Raw genomic sequence first — 18,155 nt, forward strand, 5'->3', positions numbered from 1 at the left:
GACTCGCCGCACCGACCACAGGACGTTACGCTGCCCGGCATGGCCAGACAGGGCTGGGGAGGATCGATCGCCACCGCGGCCGGCGTGGCAGCCGGTGCCGGGGCCGCCCAACTGGGCTTCGGATACGGCCTGGGCATTCTCAACTGGGCACCGACCGAGGCGACCGCCGGCACCGCGGCCTGGGTGGCGAGCCTGATCTGGGCCACCTGGATCGCCGCCACCTCGACGATCTTCGGCGCGGTCTGTGCGCAACGACTACGCGACCGCCGCAACGGCCCGCACCCGGTTTCCGGTCCGGCCGTCGCACCCCCCGATGCCGACCCGCCGTCGGTCGACACCGCCCCGCAGAGCGACACCGCCGGGGCCGACACCGTCCGGTCCGACAACGACGTTCGGTCGCCCGCCGCCGGGTCGACCGACGCACGTCGGGAGGTCGGTGATGGCGGTGGCCTCTGGTGGATCGCGCTGGCCGGTGCCGCCGGCCTGGGCGCACTGATCACCGTGCTGCTGGTCGCCGTACCGGCGCGGGTGGCGGAGGTGCCGGACACCCCGTCGCCACGGAACATGGCCGCCGGCTACGCCGCGATCGGCGTACTGGTCGGAGTGCTGGTGGCGGTCTGGGCACTGCGCTGCCGGGCGGCCGCCACCAACGTCATCGCCACCGCCGGTTGGCTCTGGCTGCTCGCCGTGGTGGCCGTGGTCGACTCGGTGCTCGCCGGTCGTGGACTCACCACGGCCCAGCTCGGCATCTGGCAACTCAGCTCGGACAACCCCCAGTTCTGGATCCGCGACTACTTCTACTGGCCCGGCGCCGTCCTCTCGCTCGCCTCGGCGCTGCTGATCGGCGCGCTGGCCGCCCGTCACGGCGTACGCCCGGCGGATCGACGGGTCGGCGCCACCGCCTCCGGTGCCGCCGGACCGCTGTTGGTGGCCGTCGCCTACTTCCTGGCCGTGCCGAGGCTGACCGCGATCAGCCCGGAGCAGGTGTCGGCCCACCTGATCGCCCCGTACGCGGTGATCGTCGGTATCGGCGGGTCGGTCCTGGTCGCGGCACTCGCGCAGCGGGCCGCCCGGCGCAGGCAGGACCTGCCGCCCACCGGCGAGGTAGCCCGGGTCCCCCGGCAACGCGTGGCGGCCGACGACGCCCACACCGCACCAGCGGCCGACGAGGGCGCTGCGCGCACCCGGACGGCGTCCGACTCGACCACCGCCGACCCGACCACGCCCGACCCGGCCGGGTCCGGATCGACGCTCAACGGCCCCGCGGCGGACAGTGCGAAGGAGTCCGTGCGCGCCACGCCCCGGAGCACCAGCACGGCCCGACGGCGACTCGGCGGCAGGAGCGGGACGGTCGGCGACGACGCACCCGTCACCCCGGGCGGCTCGCCGACCTCCGACGGGCCGTCGACGCCATCCACCCCGGCCACCACGCCGTCGGACGGCGACACGTCCGACAGCGCCCCCGAGGGCACCGGCCGACGGAACCGCCGCAGCCGCTGACCCGGCGGTGCGCGCCGAGGCGCTCGACGTCGGCGCGGCGGGTCAGTCGACGGGCCAGGTGTGCACCGGCTCGTTGGTGCGCTGCAACTCGGCGTAGCGCTGGAGCATGTGGTGCAGGGCGGCGGTCCGGTCCAGGCCGTGCTGCCGCTCGGCGGTCCACACCGCCGCGGTCTGCCAGGCCGCTCCGTTGCGTCCGGTACGGCAGCGTTGCTCGATGATGCCGAGTAGGCGGTCCCGTTCCGCCGGGGACACCCCGAACCCGTCGAGCCCGGCGGCGGCGATCGGCAGCAGCACGTCCAGCACCAGCGTGGTGACCGGCACCTCACCCAGGCGCGGCCAGTGCAGCACGGCGTCCATGCCCCGTCGGGCGGCGGCGTGGAAGTTCTCCTCGGCGGAGCTGAAGGTGAGCTGGCTCCAGATCGGCCGGTCGGCCTCGGCCAGGCCACGGGCCATCCCGAAGTAGAAGGCCGCGTTGGCCAGCATGTCGACCACGGTCGGCCCGGCGGGCAGCACCCGGTTCTCCACCCGCAGGTGCGGTCGGCCGTCCATGATGTCGTACACCGGCCGGTTCCAGCGGTAGACGGTGCCGTTGTGCAGCCGCAGCTCGGCAAGCTCCGGTACGCCGCCCGCGTGCAGCACCTCCACCGGATCCTCGGTCTCGCAGATCGGCAGCAGCGGCGGGAAATAGCGGACGTTCTCCTCGAACAGGTCGAAGATGGACGTGATCCAGCGTTCCCCGAACCAGACCCGGGGGCGTACGCCCTGTGCCTTCAGCTCGTCCGGCCGAGTGTCGGTGGCCTGCTCGAACAGGGCGATCCGGGTCTCCGACCAGAGTTGGCGGCCGTACAGGAAGGGCGAGTTCGCGCCCACCGCCACCTGCACCCCGGCGATGGCCTGGGAGGCGTTCCAGTAGTCGGCGAAGCTGTCCGGCGCGACCTGGAGGTGGAACTGGAGGCTGGTGCAGGCGGCCTCCGGCGCGATCGAGTCGGTGTGCGTACGCAGGCGCTCGACGCCCCGGATGTCGAGTTCGATGTCCTCGCCCCGGGCTCCGACGATCTGATCGTTGAGCACCCGGTACCGCTCGTTGGTGGAGAGGTTGTCCGCGACCAGGTGGCGCTCGGTCAGCGTGGGCAGGATGCCGACCAGGACTATCCGGGTGTCCGAGCGGGCCGCCCGCTCGTTCGCCCGGTCCAGACTGCCGCGCAGGTCACGCTCGTAGTCGGCGAACCCGCCGTTGGAGATCAATCGCGGGTTGGCGTTCAGCTCCAGGTTGAACTGGCCCAGCTCGGTCTGGAACAACGGATCGGCGATGGCGGCGAGGATCTCCTCGTTGCGCATCGCCGGCTCGGCGAGCGGGTCCACCAGGTTGAGCTCGATCTCCAGCCCGGTCATCGGCCGGTCGGCGTCGAACCCGAAGTCGTCCAGCATCAACGCGAAGACGTCCAGGCAACGGCGTACCTTCTGGCGGTACCGGATTCGATCCTCACGGGAGAAGGCGGCTCGGTCGACGTCCCTGCCCATGTTTCCTCCCGGCGCGCGACGCGACGGAACGGTGCCGTTCCGCAGCGCAGTGTGAACCATACTCGGTGAAAGCGCCGAACCGGATGGCCCGAAGATCGGTCCATTGCCGCAGTCCACCCGCCTTGCGGGTGGGTCGGACCCATCGACGGGGCGGGTGAGCCGCTCCCGCCGGGATTCCTACCCGGGCGGGTCCGTCGCGCCACCCGCGACCCTGCTAACAACCTGTGACAAACCGCACCGCGATCGTGACCGGACCGGACAGCGAAGGGGCCCGCGCGGTCGGCGCGGGCCCCTTCGCGTGCGGGATCAGGACTGGCGGATGCCCTCGCCCTCGATCTCGATCTTGACCTTCTTGCCGACCAGCACGCCGCCGGACTCCAGGGCCACGTTCCAGGTCAGACCGAAGTCCTCCCGGTCGATCTCGGTGCTCGCCGAGAAGCCGAAGATGTCCTGGCCGAACGGGCTGCGGCCGACGCCCTCGAACTCGACCTTCAGCTCCACCGGACGCGTCACGCCCTTGATGGTCAGCTCACCGTCGAGCACGAACTCGCTGCCCTCGTGCGACTTCACGCCGGTGCTGCGGTACTCCAGGGTGGGGAACTGCTCGGCGTCGAGGAACTCCGGGCTGCGCAGGTGCGCGTCCCGGTCGGCCTGCGCGGTGTTGATGCTGGCGGCCTGGATGGTGGCGCTGACCGTGGACCCCAGGGGCTCCTCGGCGATGGTGATGGTGGCGGAGGCGTCGGCGAACTCACCGCGCACCTTGCTTACCATCATGTGCCGGGCGACGAAGCCCACGCGCTTGTGCGCCGCGTCCAGCAGGTAGGTGCCGGCCGCCGGGATGGTGAGGCCGTTCCACTCGCGGGTAACCGACTCGGTGCTGCTGGTCATGAGAGACTGCCCTCCGGAAGAGATTGTTTAGTAGCCCAACGACTGCGTTAGCAACTATAGTCGTAGCAATATTCCGTGTGTCAAGTACTGATAGGATGGGCCGGTGAACCCGAACGTGTTCGACGACCCTCGGATCACCGCTGTCGGCCTCCTCTTCGAGGTGCACGCGGGCCTCTCCGCCCGCTTCGCCACGCAACTCGACGAGCACGGCCTGTCAGCAGTCGAGTTCGAGGTGCTGACCCGGCTCACCCGCTCACCCGGCAACCAACTACGGATGACCGACCTCGCCGCGCAGACGTCGCTCTCCACCAGCGGCGTCACCCGGGTCGTGGACCGGATGGAACGCGACGGCCTGATCACCCGGCGCGCCTGCCCCTCCGACCGACGCAGCTCGTACGCGGTGGTGACCCCCTCCGGCCTGCGGCGGCTCGACGAGAGCCTGCCCGGCCACCTCCAACTCATCGAGGACTGGTTCACCGGTCAACTCGACCCGGCGGCGCTGCACGCACTGCTGGACGGTCTGCGGCAGATTCGCGACGCCGTCCATCCCTGCGCGACCGCCGGCAGCAGCGACACGGCCCCGGAGGGGGAAACGGTTCTGAAAACGCCCGACTCGTCCCCCTGCTGAGCGGCTCCGCGCCTCCACCGCGCACACCCGTCCGACCTTCGGTGCCGGTCTGCACACCCGAGCGTGACCGCACCGGCAGAAGGACCGGCAGAACCAGGCGAGCAACCGGCGATAACTCCTAAACCGGACAGACGTCGCAGTGGTCGCTCGCTAATCTCGCTGCAGCGGGGGCGCATTGGGGGGAATCGGCGCGGGCGATGAGCGAGGGGTGGTATCAGGGGGCTTCCTCGCCCGCGCCACCCCAGTTTCCGCCGCCGGCCGGCCGGGCCACGAGCCCGGCCCGCCGTGCTTCCAGGCACCGTCCGCCCCGGTCACCGCCGACATCCGACGGCCGACCGACAACGCGTACAGCAGCTCCTGCTCCTGCGCCAGCAGCCGGACACCGCCCGCACGGCAGGCGAGATCCAGTCGATCGAGTACCTCCGGGTCCGCCGTGCTCGCGGCGAGGCCGACCAGCGCCTCCACCACCCGACGCCGGTCCCGGTCCTCCCCGTTCATCTCGGCCGCGGCGGTGAACCACTCGACCGCGACCTCCCGATCCCCCCGATGCCGGGCCAGGTGTCCCTCGATCAGCGCGCCGGTCCCGTCCAACGGCCGCAGTTCGGCGAGCACCTCGGCGGCCTCGGCCGAACGACCGTCCTGGGCGAGCGCCAGACCCAGCGTGCCCAGCACCCGCCGACGGTGCCGGGGCACCCCCAGGTCGGCCAGGGCCACGAGGACCCGCCGCGCCTCGTCGACCGCGTCGACGTACCGGCCCTCCAGGCGGAGCACCTCCGCGACCGTGCCCCGCACCAGCACCCGCAACCGCTGCTCACCGCACTGCCCACCGAGACGGTCCACGGTGGCCAGACGACGTCGGGCGGCAGCGAGGTCGGCCACCCGCATCTCGTGCCAGGCCAGGTGGTGCTGCGCGATCGCCATCTGCCGGAGCAGACCGGCCTCGGTCGCCACCGCCAGCACCGCTTCCGCCTGCTCCCGGGCCTGTCCCGGCCGGCCCGTCGCGGACAGCAGCGCACCCAGCACGTTCCGCGCCTCCAACTCACCCGGCACGTCACCGAGACGCCGGAAGGCCGCCAGCGCGGCCCGCGCCGTCGGCAACTCCTCGCCCGCCGCGCCGTGCTCACCGGCGAGCATCGCGACGCCGAGCGACGCCCACGCCCGCAACGCCGGATCGGCATCGGCGGTACGCGGATCGGCGAGCAACCGCAGCAACCACTGCCGCCCCAGGACGTCCCGTCCCCGCAGCCGCCACCAGCGGGACAGCGCCGCCGCCAGGCGCAGTGCGGTCAGCGGGTCGTCCACCGCCGCGTACGCCAGTGCCGAGCTGACGTCGCCCGTCACCTCGTCCAACCGGTGTGCCGCGACGGTCGCACCGGCACCACTCAGCGCCGGGACGGTGCGCTCCACCAACCGGGTCACCACCCGGGCGTGCCGGCGTCGGATCGTGGTCGACTCACCGGCACCGGACGCCTGCTCCACCGCATAGTCCCGCACCGCGTCGACCAGTCGGAACCGGAACGGCCCGGTGCCGCGTACGCTCAGCAGCCCCAGGTCGAGGAAGCGGTTCAGCATCGGCACCGGATCGGCGGTGGTGCCCGTACCGGCGAGCATCTCCTCGGCCATCTCGACCGACCAGCGGTTGCCGAACGCGGCCAGCCGGCGCAACGCGGCCCGCTCCTCGTCGGCGAGCAACCGGTAGCTGGTGGCCACCGCGTCGCGGAGCGTCTCCGCCACGGCCGTCCGCGCGTCGTCGCCCCGGCTCGGCCCCGCCTCCCACCCACCGCGTGCCGCGCCCGAGGTGTCCAGGTCCAGCACCCGGTCGCCGTACCGGTCGAGCAGTTCGGTGAGATCGAGCAGTCGCCCGCGCGCGGCCATCAGCTCGATGGCCAGCGGCAGGCCGCCCAACCGCCGGACCAGCGACGCCAGCGCCGGCAGCTCGGCGTCGGACGGCGGCTCCGGGCGCACCTGGGCGAGCCGCGCGGTGAACAACGCGACCGCCGGAGAGGTGGCCAGCGTCGCGGGGTCGGTGCCGCCCGGCGGCGGTACGTCCAGCGGCGACACCGGACGGACCCGCTCCCCCGGCAGCCCGACCGGGTGCCGGCCGGTGACGAGTACCCGCAGCGACGGCACTCCGCCGACGAGCCGGTGCAGGGTGGCCGCGACCGGGCCCGGCGCGCGTTCCGCCGCGTCCACCAGCAGTACGGCCCGCCGGTCACCGAGCCGGGCGGCCAGTTCGGTGATCCGGGCGGCGCCGAACACCGTCACCGAGGCGGCCAGCACGTCGGTGACGTCCGACCCGGCGCCGATCAGCACCCCGGCGACACCACCCGGATGGGCCGGTGCGACGGCGTGCACCACCGCCAACGCCAGCGCCGTCTTGCCGACCCCGGCCAGCCCGACCAGGCTCACCACCCGGGGGCCACGCGGATCGGTCAACATCGCGGTCAACTCGGCCACGTCCTGTTCCCGGCCGATCAGGTCCGGCGCGGGCGGCAGGCCCAGCGCCGGACCCGGATGGGGTGACGCGCCCGCGGCGCCCGTCCCCCGGGCCGCGGTCAGGAACGCGGCGCGGGCGTCACCGGTGAGGTCGAGGGCTCCGGCGAGCAGTTCGACGGTGGTGCGTTGCGGGCGTACGGACCGTCCCCGTTCCAGGTCCCGCACCGTCCGGATACCGACGCCCGCGCGCACCGCCAGCTCGGCCTGGGTGAGGCCGGCGGTCAGGCGGTGCGACCGCAACAGTTCCGGGAGACCGGCGTACGTGACCGGCCCGACCCGACGATCATGACCCGGAGGCATGGCCACGGACACTACGGGCCACACCCGACACGGGACACGGGATCGTCGGCCACCCGACCCCACCGCGAAGAAACCCGACAGCGGCCGACCGGATGACAGCACTGGACGATCAGCCATTGATCGAGTTCACCGGCAGCGGTCACAATGCGGCCCATGTCCAGCAATCGGTTGCCGGGCGACCTCGACACCTGACAGGCCCGCTGGTTGCTGGCCCGCCGGTCACCGCCAGCCTTCTTATCGTGGCAGTGTGGCTGTTCCCACAGCGGCGTGTCGGACAGCCACACTGCCACGATAAGTCGAGGCACATTCTCGGCCGCCATAGCGGTCCAGTCGCCGAGCGTGTTCACGGACCGCTCGCTGGATTCCCACTTCCGCCAGGCCGACACGGTCACGCCCTTGAGTTGGCGGCGGCGTGATGACGGGAAGGGGCACCCGCGAATGGGGCGCCCCTTCAGGCCGTGACGGTCAGGCGGTGACACGCACCAGACGTGCGCCGGCGCTCACATGCCCAGGTCGCGAGCGATGATCATGCGTTGCACCTCGGAGGTGCCCTCGCCGATCTCCAGGATCTTGGAGTCCCGCCAGAAGCGGGCCACCGGGTACTCGTTCATGAAGCCGTAGCCGCCGTGGATCTGGGTCGCCTCCCGGGCGTTGTCCACCGCGACGGTGCTGGCGTGCAGCTTGGCGATCGCGGCCTGCCGCTTGAACGGCTCACCCGCCAGCATCCGGGCCGCCGCGTCGTAGTACGCCAGACGGGCGGTGTACGCCCGCAGTTCCATGTCGGCGATCTTGAACTGGATCGCCTGGTAGTTGCCGATCGGCTGACCGAAGGCGTGCCGCTCGGCGGCGTACTTCACCGACTCGTCGACGCAGCCCTGCGCGAGCCCGACGGCCAGCGCCGCGATCGCGATCCGGCCCTCGTCCAGGATCCGCAGGAACTGGGCGAAGCCCCGGCCGCGCTCACCGAGCAGGTTCTCCGCCGGCACCCGGCAGTCGTCGAAGGTCAGCTCGTGGGTGTCCGAGGCGTTCCACCCCACCTTCGAGTAGCCCGGCGCGACGGTGAAGCCCGGCGTCCCGCTCGGGACGATGATGGTGGAGAGCTCCTTCGCGCCGTCCGGTCGGGTGCCGGTGACGGCGGTGACGGTGACCAGCGCGGTGATGTCGGTGCCGGAGTTCGTGATGAACGCCTTCGAGCCGTTGATCACCCACTCGCCGGTCGCCTCGTCCCGCACCGCCCGGGTCTCGGTGCCACCGGCGTCCGAGCCGAAGCCCGGCTCGGTGAGCCCGAAGCCGGCCAGCGCCTCACCGCTGAGCAGCTTCGGCAGCCACCGCGCCTTCTGCTCGGCGGTGCCGAACCGGTAGATCGGCATCGCGCCCAGGGAGACCGCCGCCTCCAGGGTGATCGCCACACTGGAGTCGACCCGGGCGAGTTCCTCCAGGGCCAGACAGAGCGCGAAGTAGTCGCCGCCCATGCCGCCGTACTCCTCGGAGAAGGGCAGGCCGAACAGGCCCATCTTGCCCATCTGCCGGACCACCTCGTACGGGAAGGTGTGCTGCTCGTAGTGCTCGGCGATGACCGGCGCGACCACCTCCCGGGCGAATTCCCGCACGCTCTCGCGCAGCGCCTCGTGTTCCTCGGTGAGCCGGAAGTCCATCGGGTTCCTCCTGTGTGGACGTGCCCGTCGGGCGCTCGTGACGCCGGGGCGGTGCCGGTGCTGGCTGGTGCCGGTGCGACGGTTCAGACGGGGGTGACGCCGTGCCGTCGGCGGGAGAAGTGCCGGTCCTTGGACCGGGCGGCGGTGAACCGGCGGACCAGTTCGGCGCGGAGCTGGTGCGGCTCCACGATGGCGTCGACCACCAGTTCGCTGGCGAGTCGCACGACGTCGATGTCCCGCTCGTACTCCTCGCGCTTCGCGGCGACGAAGGCGGCCCGCTCGGCCTCGTCCTCGATCGCGGCGATCTTGTTGGCGTAGACGGCGTTCACCGCGGCCTCGGCCCCCATCACCGCGATCTTCGCGGTGGGCAGGGCGATGGTGGCGTCCGGCTCGAAGCCCGGCCCGGCCATGGCGTAGAGCCCGGCACCGTACGCCTTGCGGACCACCACACAGATCTTGGGTACGGTCGCCTCGGAGATCGCGGTGATCATCTTTGCGCCGTGCCGGATGATGCCCTGCTTCTCCACCGCGCTGCCGACCATGAAGCCGGGTACGTCGCTCAGGAACAGCAGCGGCACGTTGAACGCGTCGCAGAGCTGCACGAAGCGGGTCGCCTTGTCGGCCGAGTCGACGAAGAGCACGCCACCCTTGAACATCGAGTTGTTGCCGACCACGCCGACGACCTCGCCGTTCAGCCGGCCGAAGCCGATGGTCAGCTCCCTGGCCCAGAGCGCCTGGATCTCGAAGAAGGAGCCGTCGTCGAGCAGGCCCTTGACGTACCGCCGCATGTCGAACGCCTGGCGTTCGCTCGCCGGCACCAGCGCGGCCAGGTCCGCCTTCGCGGGCGCCTCGGCGGCCTCGGCGGCCGGCGGACGCTGCGTCCAGTTCGCCGGCAGGTAGGACAGGTAGCGCTTGACCACGTCGAGCGCCTCGGCCTCGGACTTGCAGAGGAAGTGCCCCACGCCGGACTCGGCACAGTGCACCTTGGCCCCGCCCATCGCCTCCAGCGTGGTCTTCTCGCCGGTGACCATCTCGACCATCCGGTCGGAGCCGAGATACATGCTGGCGTTGCCGTCCACCATCGCCACCACGTCGCAGAACGCCGGGATGTAGGCACCGCCCGCCGCACTCGGCCCGAACAGCGCGCAGACCTGCGGGATCGAGCCGGAGGCGCGTACCTGGTTCCAGAAGATCTTGCCCGCGCCACGCCGGCCCGGGAAGAGGTCGACCTGGTCGGTGATCCGGGCGCCGGCCGAGTCGACCAGGTAGACCATCGGCACGCCGGTGTCGTACGCCCGCTCGATGGTCCGGATGATCTTCTCGACGGTCCGCGCGCCCCAACTGCCGGCCTTGACCGTCGAGTCGTTGGCCATCAGGCAGACCTGGCGGCCGTCGATGGTGGCGGTGCCGGTGACCACCCCGTCGGCCGGCAGGCCATCGGCGAGCGCGTTCGCGTAGAGCCCGTCCTCGACGAACGACCCCTCGTCCACCAGCAGTGCGACCCGTTCCCGGGCGAACATCTTGCCCTTGGCCGCGTTCGCCGCGTGGTACTTCTCCGCGCCACCGGCGCGTACCCGCTTGCGTAGCTGTTCCAGAGCCTCACCGTCGAGCGTCACGCCGCCCCCTCGCCGCCATCCCGACACCGGCACCCCGGCACGGGTCAACCAGCCTGAACGATCGTTAGGCTAACGCATCGGGGGCGGCACCGGCGACCCGCCGGCCGCCGGCACGCGGTGAAGCGTCACCGGCCATCGTCACCAGCCGAAGGCGGCTCCGGCGCCCGGTCGGGCCGGCCCAGTTCCGCCACGTGGGTCGGGTCCAGCACCCGGGCGAGGAAGGCCCGGGTCCGTTCGTGCCGGGGAGCACCGAGCACCGCCTGCGGCGGCCCCTGCTCGACGACCACCCCGCCGTCCATGAACACCACCCGGTCGGCGACCTCCCGGGCGAACGCCATCTCGTGGGTCACCACCATCATCGTCATACCGTCCTCGGCCAGCTTCCGCATCACGGTGAGCACGTCACCGACCAGCTCCGGGTCGAGGGCCGAGGTCGGCTCGTCGAAGAGCATCAGCTCCGGATCCATGGACAACGACCGGGCGATCGCCGCCCGCTGCTGCTGTCCACCGGAGAGCTGCGCCGGAAACGCGTCGGCCTTGTCGGTCAGACCGACCCGCGCGAGGTTGCCCCGCGCGATCCGCTCGGCCTCCGCGCGACCGCGCCGCAGCACCCGACGCTGGGCGATGGTGAGGTTGTCCAGCACGGTCAGGTGCGGGAAGAGATTGAACGACTGGAACACCATGCCGATGCCCCGACGGACCCTGTCGATCTCGACGTCCGGGTCGGTCATCTCGACGTCGCCGACCCAGATCCGGCCCGAGGTCGGTTCCTCCAGCAGATTCACGCAGCGGAGCAACGTGGACTTCCCGGAACCGGACGGCCCGATGACACAGACGACCTCACCGTGACCGACCTCGACGTCGATGCCCCGAAGCACCTCCAGCGACCCGAACGACTTGTGCAGATCACTGATTCGTACGGCGGGGCGGACCCGATCATTCGACATCCGGATCACCGGGCTTTCGCGTAACGGAGTTCGAGACGCCGTACGAGCTGGGACAACGGCAACGTGATGATCAGATAGGTGAAGCCGGCGACCAGCAACGGAGTGGCGTTCACCCGGTCGTTGAGCGCATCCCGGCCGAATTTCGTGATCTCGATGGTCTGCGCGGTCACGCCGAGCACGTAGGCGAGCGACGAATCCTTGGTGAGCAGGATGAGTTCGTTCGTCAACGGCGGGATCACGATCCGGAACGCCTGCGGGATGACGATGGCGCGCATCGCGGTGAAGTGCGACATGCCGAGCGTACGGGCCGCCTCCATCTGCCCCTTCGGAACCGCCTGGATACCGGCGCGAATGGTCTCCGCCATGTACGCCGCCGCCGTCAACCCGAGGCCGATGGCGATCGAGCCGAACACGCCGCCGGGAATCTCCCGCTCCGGAAAGGCGATAGGGATGCCGTACCCGACCAGAAAGAGCACCAGCAGCGCGGGCAGCCCCCGGAACAACTCGATGTAGGCCGTCGCGACCCACCGGTACGGCGCCACCCGGGACAACCGCATCAACGCCAGCAGCGTGCCGAACACGAGACCGAAGGCGAAAGCGCCCAGGGTGTAGAGAATCGTGTTGCGCAACGCGACCGTGATGATCGTCGGGAACATCGACCTGATGATGTCGACCCGGAAGAAGGCGTCGGCGAGCCTGCCCCAGTCCGCGCTGCCGATCACCAGCGCGGCGACCGCCACGAAGGCCAGGTATTGAAGCCAGAGAGACAGTCGCTCGCGCTGACGACGACGCAGTTTCACGGTCGTGGGCCGATCCACTTCTCGTAGACCCGCTCGTAGGTGCCGTCCTGCTTGGCCCGGTCGAGCACCTCGTTGATGGTCTTGAGCAGCTCAGGGTTGTCGTCCTTGCGGACCGAGAAGCCGTACTGCTCACCGGTGTCGAACTCGGCCGCCACCTCGAACCCGCCGGGGTTCTCCTTGATGTACTCGGTCCAGACCGGCAGGTCGTTGATGGCCGCCTCCACCTGCCCGTTGGCGAGGGCCTGCTGCTCGGCGGCCAGGTCCTCGAACTCGACGAGTTCGAGACCCTTCTCCGTCGCGAGGCCCCGCGCGTAGTCGCGACCGGTGGTGGCGGCCTGGACGGCGACCTTCTTGCCCCGCAGGTCGTCCAGTGACTTGTACGGCTTACCGGTCTTGACCAGCATCGCCTGGGTCGCGTCGAAATAGGGCGCGGAGAAGTCCATCACCTTCTGCCGTTCCTCGGTAATCGTCATTCCGGCGGCGGCGACGTCGCACTTTCCGGTGTTCAGGTCCTGGCCGGACTTGATCCCCTCGAAGGGCGTGTCGACGATCCGTTGTTCGACGCCGAGTTCCTGGGCGACCAGATCGATCATGTCGACGTCGAAGCCGATCACCTCACCGGCGGCGTCCTTCGACTGGAACGGCGGATAGGGCAGGTGCGTGCACACGGTCAGCTTGCCCTTTTCGATGAGCTTGACGCCGCTGGCCTGGACCTCGCTCTTGTCCTCCTTGGCGCATCCCGCTGTCACGACGAGAGCGGCCACCGCCACTACCAGGCAAACCTTCCGGACCGGGCTCTGCACAGTCACGCGGTGTCCCTTCGCTTCGTCCCCGTTGGCCGGAAGCCACGGCCGATGAGAGCGCACGGTACCTGATCCAGATGTCCGCTGACAGACGTCCGACGATCGGTTTTTCGTCCCCCGGGACGCACCGGACGGAAGGCACATGTCATCGCCATCGGACAATTTCCCCGAAGCCGCTCACCTGCCCTTCCGGCACCTGCCAGGACGCACACCCGTCAATGCGTTGACAGGCGCGCGAGACCGCCGTTAGGGTCCGACCCGGGTCAATGTAGACCTACCACTCGCGCCGTCGGCCGGCACCGCCGGTCGCGCGGAAGCACACCTCGGGGGAGGTGCCCTCGATGGCATCCTCAGCTGCGCATTGACGATTCTCGGAATGGAGCGCGTCCACCGCGATCCCGCTGAGGTCGGCGCTCTCCTCACAGGACCCACCCGGCCACGTCCGCTCCACCGGACCGTGGTCGACCTCGTCGACGACGCCGTACGGCGTCACCCGGACGCCGTCGCGGTCGTCCATCCCACCGGCGCGCTGACCTACCGGGACGTCGACCGGCTGGCCGACGTGATCGCCGCCGACCTGCTCGCGCACGGCGCACGGCGGGGAGACTTCGTCGCCCTGCTGCTCGACGATCGCGTCGAGCAACTCGTCGCGATGCTCGGCACCATGCGGTCGGGTGCCGCCTTCGTGCCGTTCGACCGGGCCTGGCCGGCCCAGCGGCAGCAGCGGATGCTGCACGACCTCGCCCCCCGGGCGGTCGTCGGCACGCCACCGCCCGCCACCGATCGGCCGGTGATCGGCGTACGGGCCGGCCCGGACGCGGTCGCCGCACCCGTCGTCGCGGCCCGGACCCGACCCGACGACCCGATCTACGCGTTCTTCACCAGCGGCTCCACCGGACTGCCCAAGTGCGCGGTCAACCTGCACCGGGGCCTGGTGAACCGCTTCCTGTCGATGACCGAGCGGTTCGCCGCCGACGGCGCGGTGGTGCTCCAGAACTCCGCGCACACCTTCGACTCGTCGATCTGGCAACTGCTGTGGCCGCTGACCCGTGGCGCCACCGTCGTCATCCCGGACCGCACCGGCATCCTCGACTTCGACGCCACCTTGACGCAGATCCACCGGCACCGGGTCACCATGACCGACTTCGTGCCGAGCATCTTCGACCTGCTCGTCGAGCGCCTGCGGAGCCGGCCGCAGGACCGGCACCTGCTGGCGTCGATGCGGCAGGTCTTCATCGGTGGCGAGGCCGCCAAACCACCGGCCGTGCAGGCGTTCCGGCGGATGTTCCCGGACGTGCGGGTGACCAACACCTACGGGCCCACCGAAGCCTCGATCGGCTCGGTCTTCCACGCCGTCGGCGACGACGACCGCCAGGTCATCCCGCTCGGCCTGCCGCTGCCCAACACGTCCGTGCTGCTCCTGGACGAACACGGCGCGCCCACACCGCGCGGCGAGGTCGGCCAGATCCACCTCGCGGGCGTGTGTCTCGGCGCGGGCTACCACGGCGACACCGACCGCACCCGCCAGGTCTTCGTGCCGAACCGGTACGCCGGCGTTCCCGGTGACCTGCTCTACCGCACCGGCGACTTCGGCTGGGTGCGCGACGACGGCCTGCTGATGTTCACCGGCCGACGCGACGCCCAGGTCCAGATCGCCGGGGTACGCGTCGACCTCGGCGAGATCGAGTGCACCCTCGTCACGGCACCCGGCCTGCGTCAGGTGACGGTGCTCGTGGACGAGACCGGTGCCACCCCGGCGCTGGTCTGCTTCTACTCGGCCGACGGCGAGGTGGGCGAGGAGACGCTGCGCGAGTACGCCCGCGCCGGTCTCCCCGGTGAGCTGGTGCCGGGCCGCTTCGTCCGCCTCGACAGCCTGCCGCTGCTCGCGAACGGCAAGGTGGACCAGCAGCGTCTGCGGGGGCACCTCACCGACGTTCAGCCGGGCACCGACGGGCCCGGTCCGGCGTACCCGCCGGGGAGCGTGGAGGCGCGGATCGCCCAGATCTGGTCGCGGGTGCTCGGCTTCGGCGCGTACGACGAGGACTTCTACTGCCTCGGTGGGACCTCGCTCGGCGCCGCCCGACTCGCGGTCGACCTGGAACGGACGTTCGGGGTGTGGCTCGCCGCCCGCGACCTGGTCCGGGCCTCCACCATCCCGGCCCAGGCGGACCTGGTCCGCGGCGGCCGGTCCCTGCCGACGTCCACCACCGTGGCACCCGAGTTGGCCCGGGACGCGAGGCTCGGTGACCTGGGCACCGCACCGCCACGACCGGCCGAGGACCCTGGCACGGTCCTCCTGCTCGGGGCGACCGGTTTCGTCGGCGCACAGGTGCTCGCGGCGCTGCTGGCCCATGGCGACCGGCCGGTGGTCTGCCTGGTGAGGGCCGCCGACGACGGGTCCGCCTCGCGTCGGGTGGCCGACGTGCTGGCCGCGACCGGTGGCGGGTCGGCAGCGGCGCACCGGTGGACGGCGCTCGCCGGTGACCTGGCCCGACCGCAGCTCGGTCTCTCCGGTGACGACTGGCGGCGGCTGAGCCGGGAGGTCGGCACGATCGTGGACGCGGCGGGCCGGGTGGACACCCTCCGCGACTACCTCGACCTGCGCGACACCAACGTGCACGGGCTGCGGACGCTCGTCGACCTCGCCGGCACGCAGGTCCGCAAACGCCTGGTCACGCTCTCCACCACCACGGTCCGGAGCACACCCGGAACGCCGTTGGCCGAGGCGTTCCTCGCGCTCACGTCGGCACCGCCGGTCGACGGCTACAGCCAGTCCAAGTGGGTCGCCGAGCAACTCGTCCGGGGTGCCGCCGCGCAGGGCGTACCCGCCGCCGTCGTCCGGCTCGGCGAGGTGGCGGCACACTCCCGTACCGGCCACGCCAACCCGCGCTCGACGGTGACCATGATCCTGCGGCTCTGCCTGCGGCTCGGCGTACGCCCGTCGACCCGGCTGCGGGTGGACTGGACGCCGGTCGACGTGGTCGCCCGGATGGTGGCCGCGCTCGCCGACCCGCACCGCCGCACACCCGCCGAGGGTGTGCTGAACGTGGTGGCACCCGCCTCCGTGGCCGTGGCCGACCTGTTGGCCCGGCTACGCGTCGAGGACCGACCACTGCCGGAGATCAGCTACGACGAGTTCCTCGACCGGGCTGCCGACGCGGTCGGCGACGACGAGGTGGCACGCTGCCTCGCCGTGCTGCGTCCCCGCACCGCCGCGGAGGCCGAGCCACTGGCCGAGGTGGTCCACGACGCTCTGGTCGGCACCGAGACTCCCCGAGCCGCCCGGCTGGCCCGGGGACTCGGCCTCGACTGGGGCACCAGCCGGGACAGGGAGATCGACGTGATGATCGACCGTCTCAACCGGACGTACCACGCAGCGGTGGGCCGTCCTCATCTGTCCAGCGGGACAGCTCAGTGAACCGCGACCAACGGGTCCAGGAGACGCCATGAAGGTCAATCTCTACTACGCTCCCTACCCCTCGCAGATCTTCCAGGGCGAGAGCGAGCCGATCAACACCGAGCGACCGTACAACCCGAAGAGCGCACTGACCACGATCGCCGCCGGGCTGCGGGCGTACGCACCGCACTTCGGCTACTCCTGCGACATCGAGATCATCGATCTCCAGCTCGGCGGGCAGCGGGTGAAGTACAAGTCGCTGCCGTACGGCCCCCGGGTCATGGACTGCTACCGGTACGGCACCCCGTTCGAGGAGGCCGAAGAGAAGATCCGCGCGGCGGACGTGCACGGCATCACCTGCAACTTCACCAACAGCGCGCAGATCGTGGCCGACCTGGCGTTGCACATCAAGCGGATCAACCCCAAGGCGATCGTGGTGGTGGGCGGGGTCGACTGCACCGCCCGTCCGCAGTACTACCTGGCCCGGGGCGCCGACGCGGTGGTGCGCGGGGAGGGCGAGCTGACCTTCGCGCGGCTGGTGGACGCCGTCTACCGCAAGCAGGACCTGAACACGGTGCCGAACATCTCGCTGCCGGGCCGGCTGATCCCCCACAAGGTCGACACCTCCGAGACCGTGCCGATGGACTCGATCGAGCCGATGGCGCTGGACCTCATCCCCGACCTGTCCGTCTACGACGACACCGCCGAAGGTCCGCCGCCTGCCGGTGTGCAGGGCAACTTCATCTGTTGGGAGACCTCCCGGGGATGCGCGTGGCGGTGCTCGTTCTGCACCGCACCGTCGCGGGGCGGCTACCGCTACATGAGCCTGCCCATGATGGAGAAGCACCTCCGGGTCTTCCAGGAGTACGGCATCAAGACGATCGTCTGGCAGGAGGACAATCCGCTCTCCCGGATCCAGCAGAACGGCGCCGGCCGCTACCTGTACGACTCCGGGCGCGAGGACGTCCTCGCCATGTTCCGGATGTTCCGCGAGTACGGCTTCGCCTGGGAGTTCGCCAACGGCATCGAGTTCGGCAAGTTCATGCAGAACGGCAGCTTCGACCACGAACTCGCCGACGCGCTGCTGGGCAGCGAGACCGTCGACGGCCGGTGGGTGGGCTGCTACCGGGTGCAGATCCCGCTGGACAACATGAACGTCAAGAAGCGCCGGTTCCCCAAGCTGCTCGGCTTCGACGAGCAGGTGAACGTCCTGGCCACCATGCTCACCGACCACGGGGTCGGCCACCAGACGTACGACCTGTTCATCGGCTACCCGGAGCACGACCGCGAGGGCATCGACATCTTCACCGACTACTGCATGCGGCTGAAGGAGGAGCTGACCTCGGTCGGCAAGGGCAAGTACAAGCCGTACTTCAACGTGTTCAACCTGTCGCTGCTGCCGGGCGCCCGCGACTGGGTGACGCTGCGCTCGCTGCTCCAGTTCGACATCGACGAGAACCCCGAGGTGATCGGGATCTTCCTGTCGGCCATCAACACCGACCACTTCACCTACTGGGACATCTATCAGAAGCGTCTCGAAATGACGAACATGCTCAACGACCGCGAGATGCACCGTCTCTACGACGGCATCTACGCGGGTTGAC

At 70.7% G+C, this 18,155-nt stretch carries 12 protein-coding genes and 1 pseudogene; 4 read left to right on the top strand and 9 right to left on the bottom strand.

Translation table 11 applies throughout. The annotated features are described in order from the left end of the window. Positions 1–39 precede the first annotated feature (39 nt). Entirely contained in the window at positions 40–1,500 is a 1,461-nt protein-coding gene (locus ACFYTT_RS10680) for a hypothetical protein (RefSeq protein WP_387258599.1), read from the top strand. 42 nt (positions 1,501–1,542) lie between these two features. Here the strand turns inward: ACFYTT_RS10680 and ACFYTT_RS10685 are convergent, their stop codons facing one another. Continuing rightward, entirely contained in the window at positions 1,543–3,021 is a 1,479-nt protein-coding gene (locus tag ACFYTT_RS10685; protein ID WP_131051394.1) for a glutamate--cysteine ligase, read from the bottom strand. Positions 3,022–3,327: 306 nt separating this feature from the next. Further along, a complete protein-coding gene (locus ACFYTT_RS10690; protein ID WP_131051395.1) occupies positions 3,328–3,909 on the bottom strand; it encodes a YceI family protein in 582 nt (193 codons plus the stop codon). Positions 3,910–4,012: 103 nt separating this feature from the next. On the opposite strand from ACFYTT_RS10690, the gene ACFYTT_RS10695 reads away from it, so the two are divergent. Beyond that, complete coding sequence (locus ACFYTT_RS10695) at positions 4,013–4,537, top strand: MarR family winged helix-turn-helix transcriptional regulator (protein ID WP_176092214.1); 525 nt, start codon at positions 4,013–4,015, stop codon at positions 4,535–4,537. A gap of 336 nt (positions 4,538–4,873) precedes the next feature. Here the strand turns inward: ACFYTT_RS10695 and ACFYTT_RS10700 are convergent. The 7 genes and pseudogenes from ACFYTT_RS10700 to ACFYTT_RS10730 all read right to left on the bottom strand — a co-directional run. Beyond that, positions 4,874–7,333 (bottom strand): annotated as a pseudogene (locus tag ACFYTT_RS10700) (ATP-binding protein); the annotation flags it as partial. Positions 7,334–7,344: 11 nt separating this feature from the next. After that, complete coding sequence (locus ACFYTT_RS10705; protein WP_387258687.1) at positions 7,345–7,680, bottom strand: hypothetical protein; 336 nt, start codon at positions 7,678–7,680, stop codon at positions 7,345–7,347. A gap of 153 nt (positions 7,681–7,833) precedes the next feature. Beyond that, the gene (locus ACFYTT_RS10710; protein WP_131051399.1) at positions 7,834–8,988 is read right to left on the bottom strand and encodes an acyl-CoA dehydrogenase family protein; all 1,155 of its coding nucleotides are present in this window, start codon (positions 8,986–8,988) and stop codon (positions 7,834–7,836) included. Positions 8,989–9,071: 83 nt separating this feature from the next. Continuing rightward, on the bottom strand, positions 9,072–10,604 hold the full coding sequence (locus tag ACFYTT_RS10715; RefSeq protein ID WP_176092211.1) for an acyl-CoA carboxylase subunit beta: 1,533 nt from the start codon (positions 10,602–10,604) through the stop codon (positions 9,072–9,074). Positions 10,605–10,729: 125 nt separating this feature from the next. Next, complete coding sequence (locus ACFYTT_RS10720; RefSeq protein ID WP_387258601.1) at positions 10,730–11,551, bottom strand: amino acid ABC transporter ATP-binding protein; 822 nt, start codon at positions 11,549–11,551, stop codon at positions 10,730–10,732. A 5-nt stretch (positions 11,552–11,556) separates the two neighbouring features. After that, complete coding sequence (locus ACFYTT_RS10725; protein WP_176092210.1) at positions 11,557–12,351, bottom strand: amino acid ABC transporter permease; 795 nt, start codon at positions 12,349–12,351, stop codon at positions 11,557–11,559. Further along, complete coding sequence (locus ACFYTT_RS10730; protein ID WP_236145567.1) at positions 12,348–13,100, bottom strand: basic amino acid ABC transporter substrate-binding protein; 753 nt, start codon at positions 13,098–13,100, stop codon at positions 12,348–12,350. Before ACFYTT_RS10730 ends, ACFYTT_RS10725 begins: the two co-directional genes overlap by 4 nt. A gap of 511 nt (positions 13,101–13,611) precedes the next feature. Here ACFYTT_RS10730 and ACFYTT_RS10735 point away from each other — a divergent pair. Together ACFYTT_RS10735 and ACFYTT_RS10740 are read left to right on the top strand one after the other, a co-directional pair. Next, positions 13,612–16,572: an amino acid adenylation domain-containing protein gene (locus ACFYTT_RS10735; RefSeq protein ID WP_387258604.1), complete on the top strand. Its 2,961-nt coding sequence runs from the start codon at positions 13,612–13,614 to the stop codon at positions 16,570–16,572. Between the two features lie 28 nt (positions 16,573–16,600). Next, the gene (locus ACFYTT_RS10740; protein WP_387258606.1) at positions 16,601–18,154 is read left to right on the top strand and encodes a B12-binding domain-containing radical SAM protein; all 1,554 of its coding nucleotides are present in this window, start codon (positions 16,601–16,603) and stop codon (positions 18,152–18,154) included. Position 18,155 lies beyond the last annotated feature (1 nt).

The organism is Micromonospora sp. NPDC003816, from assembly GCF_042874705.1.
Lineage (GTDB): Bacteria > Actinomycetota > Actinomycetes > Mycobacteriales > Micromonosporaceae > Micromonospora.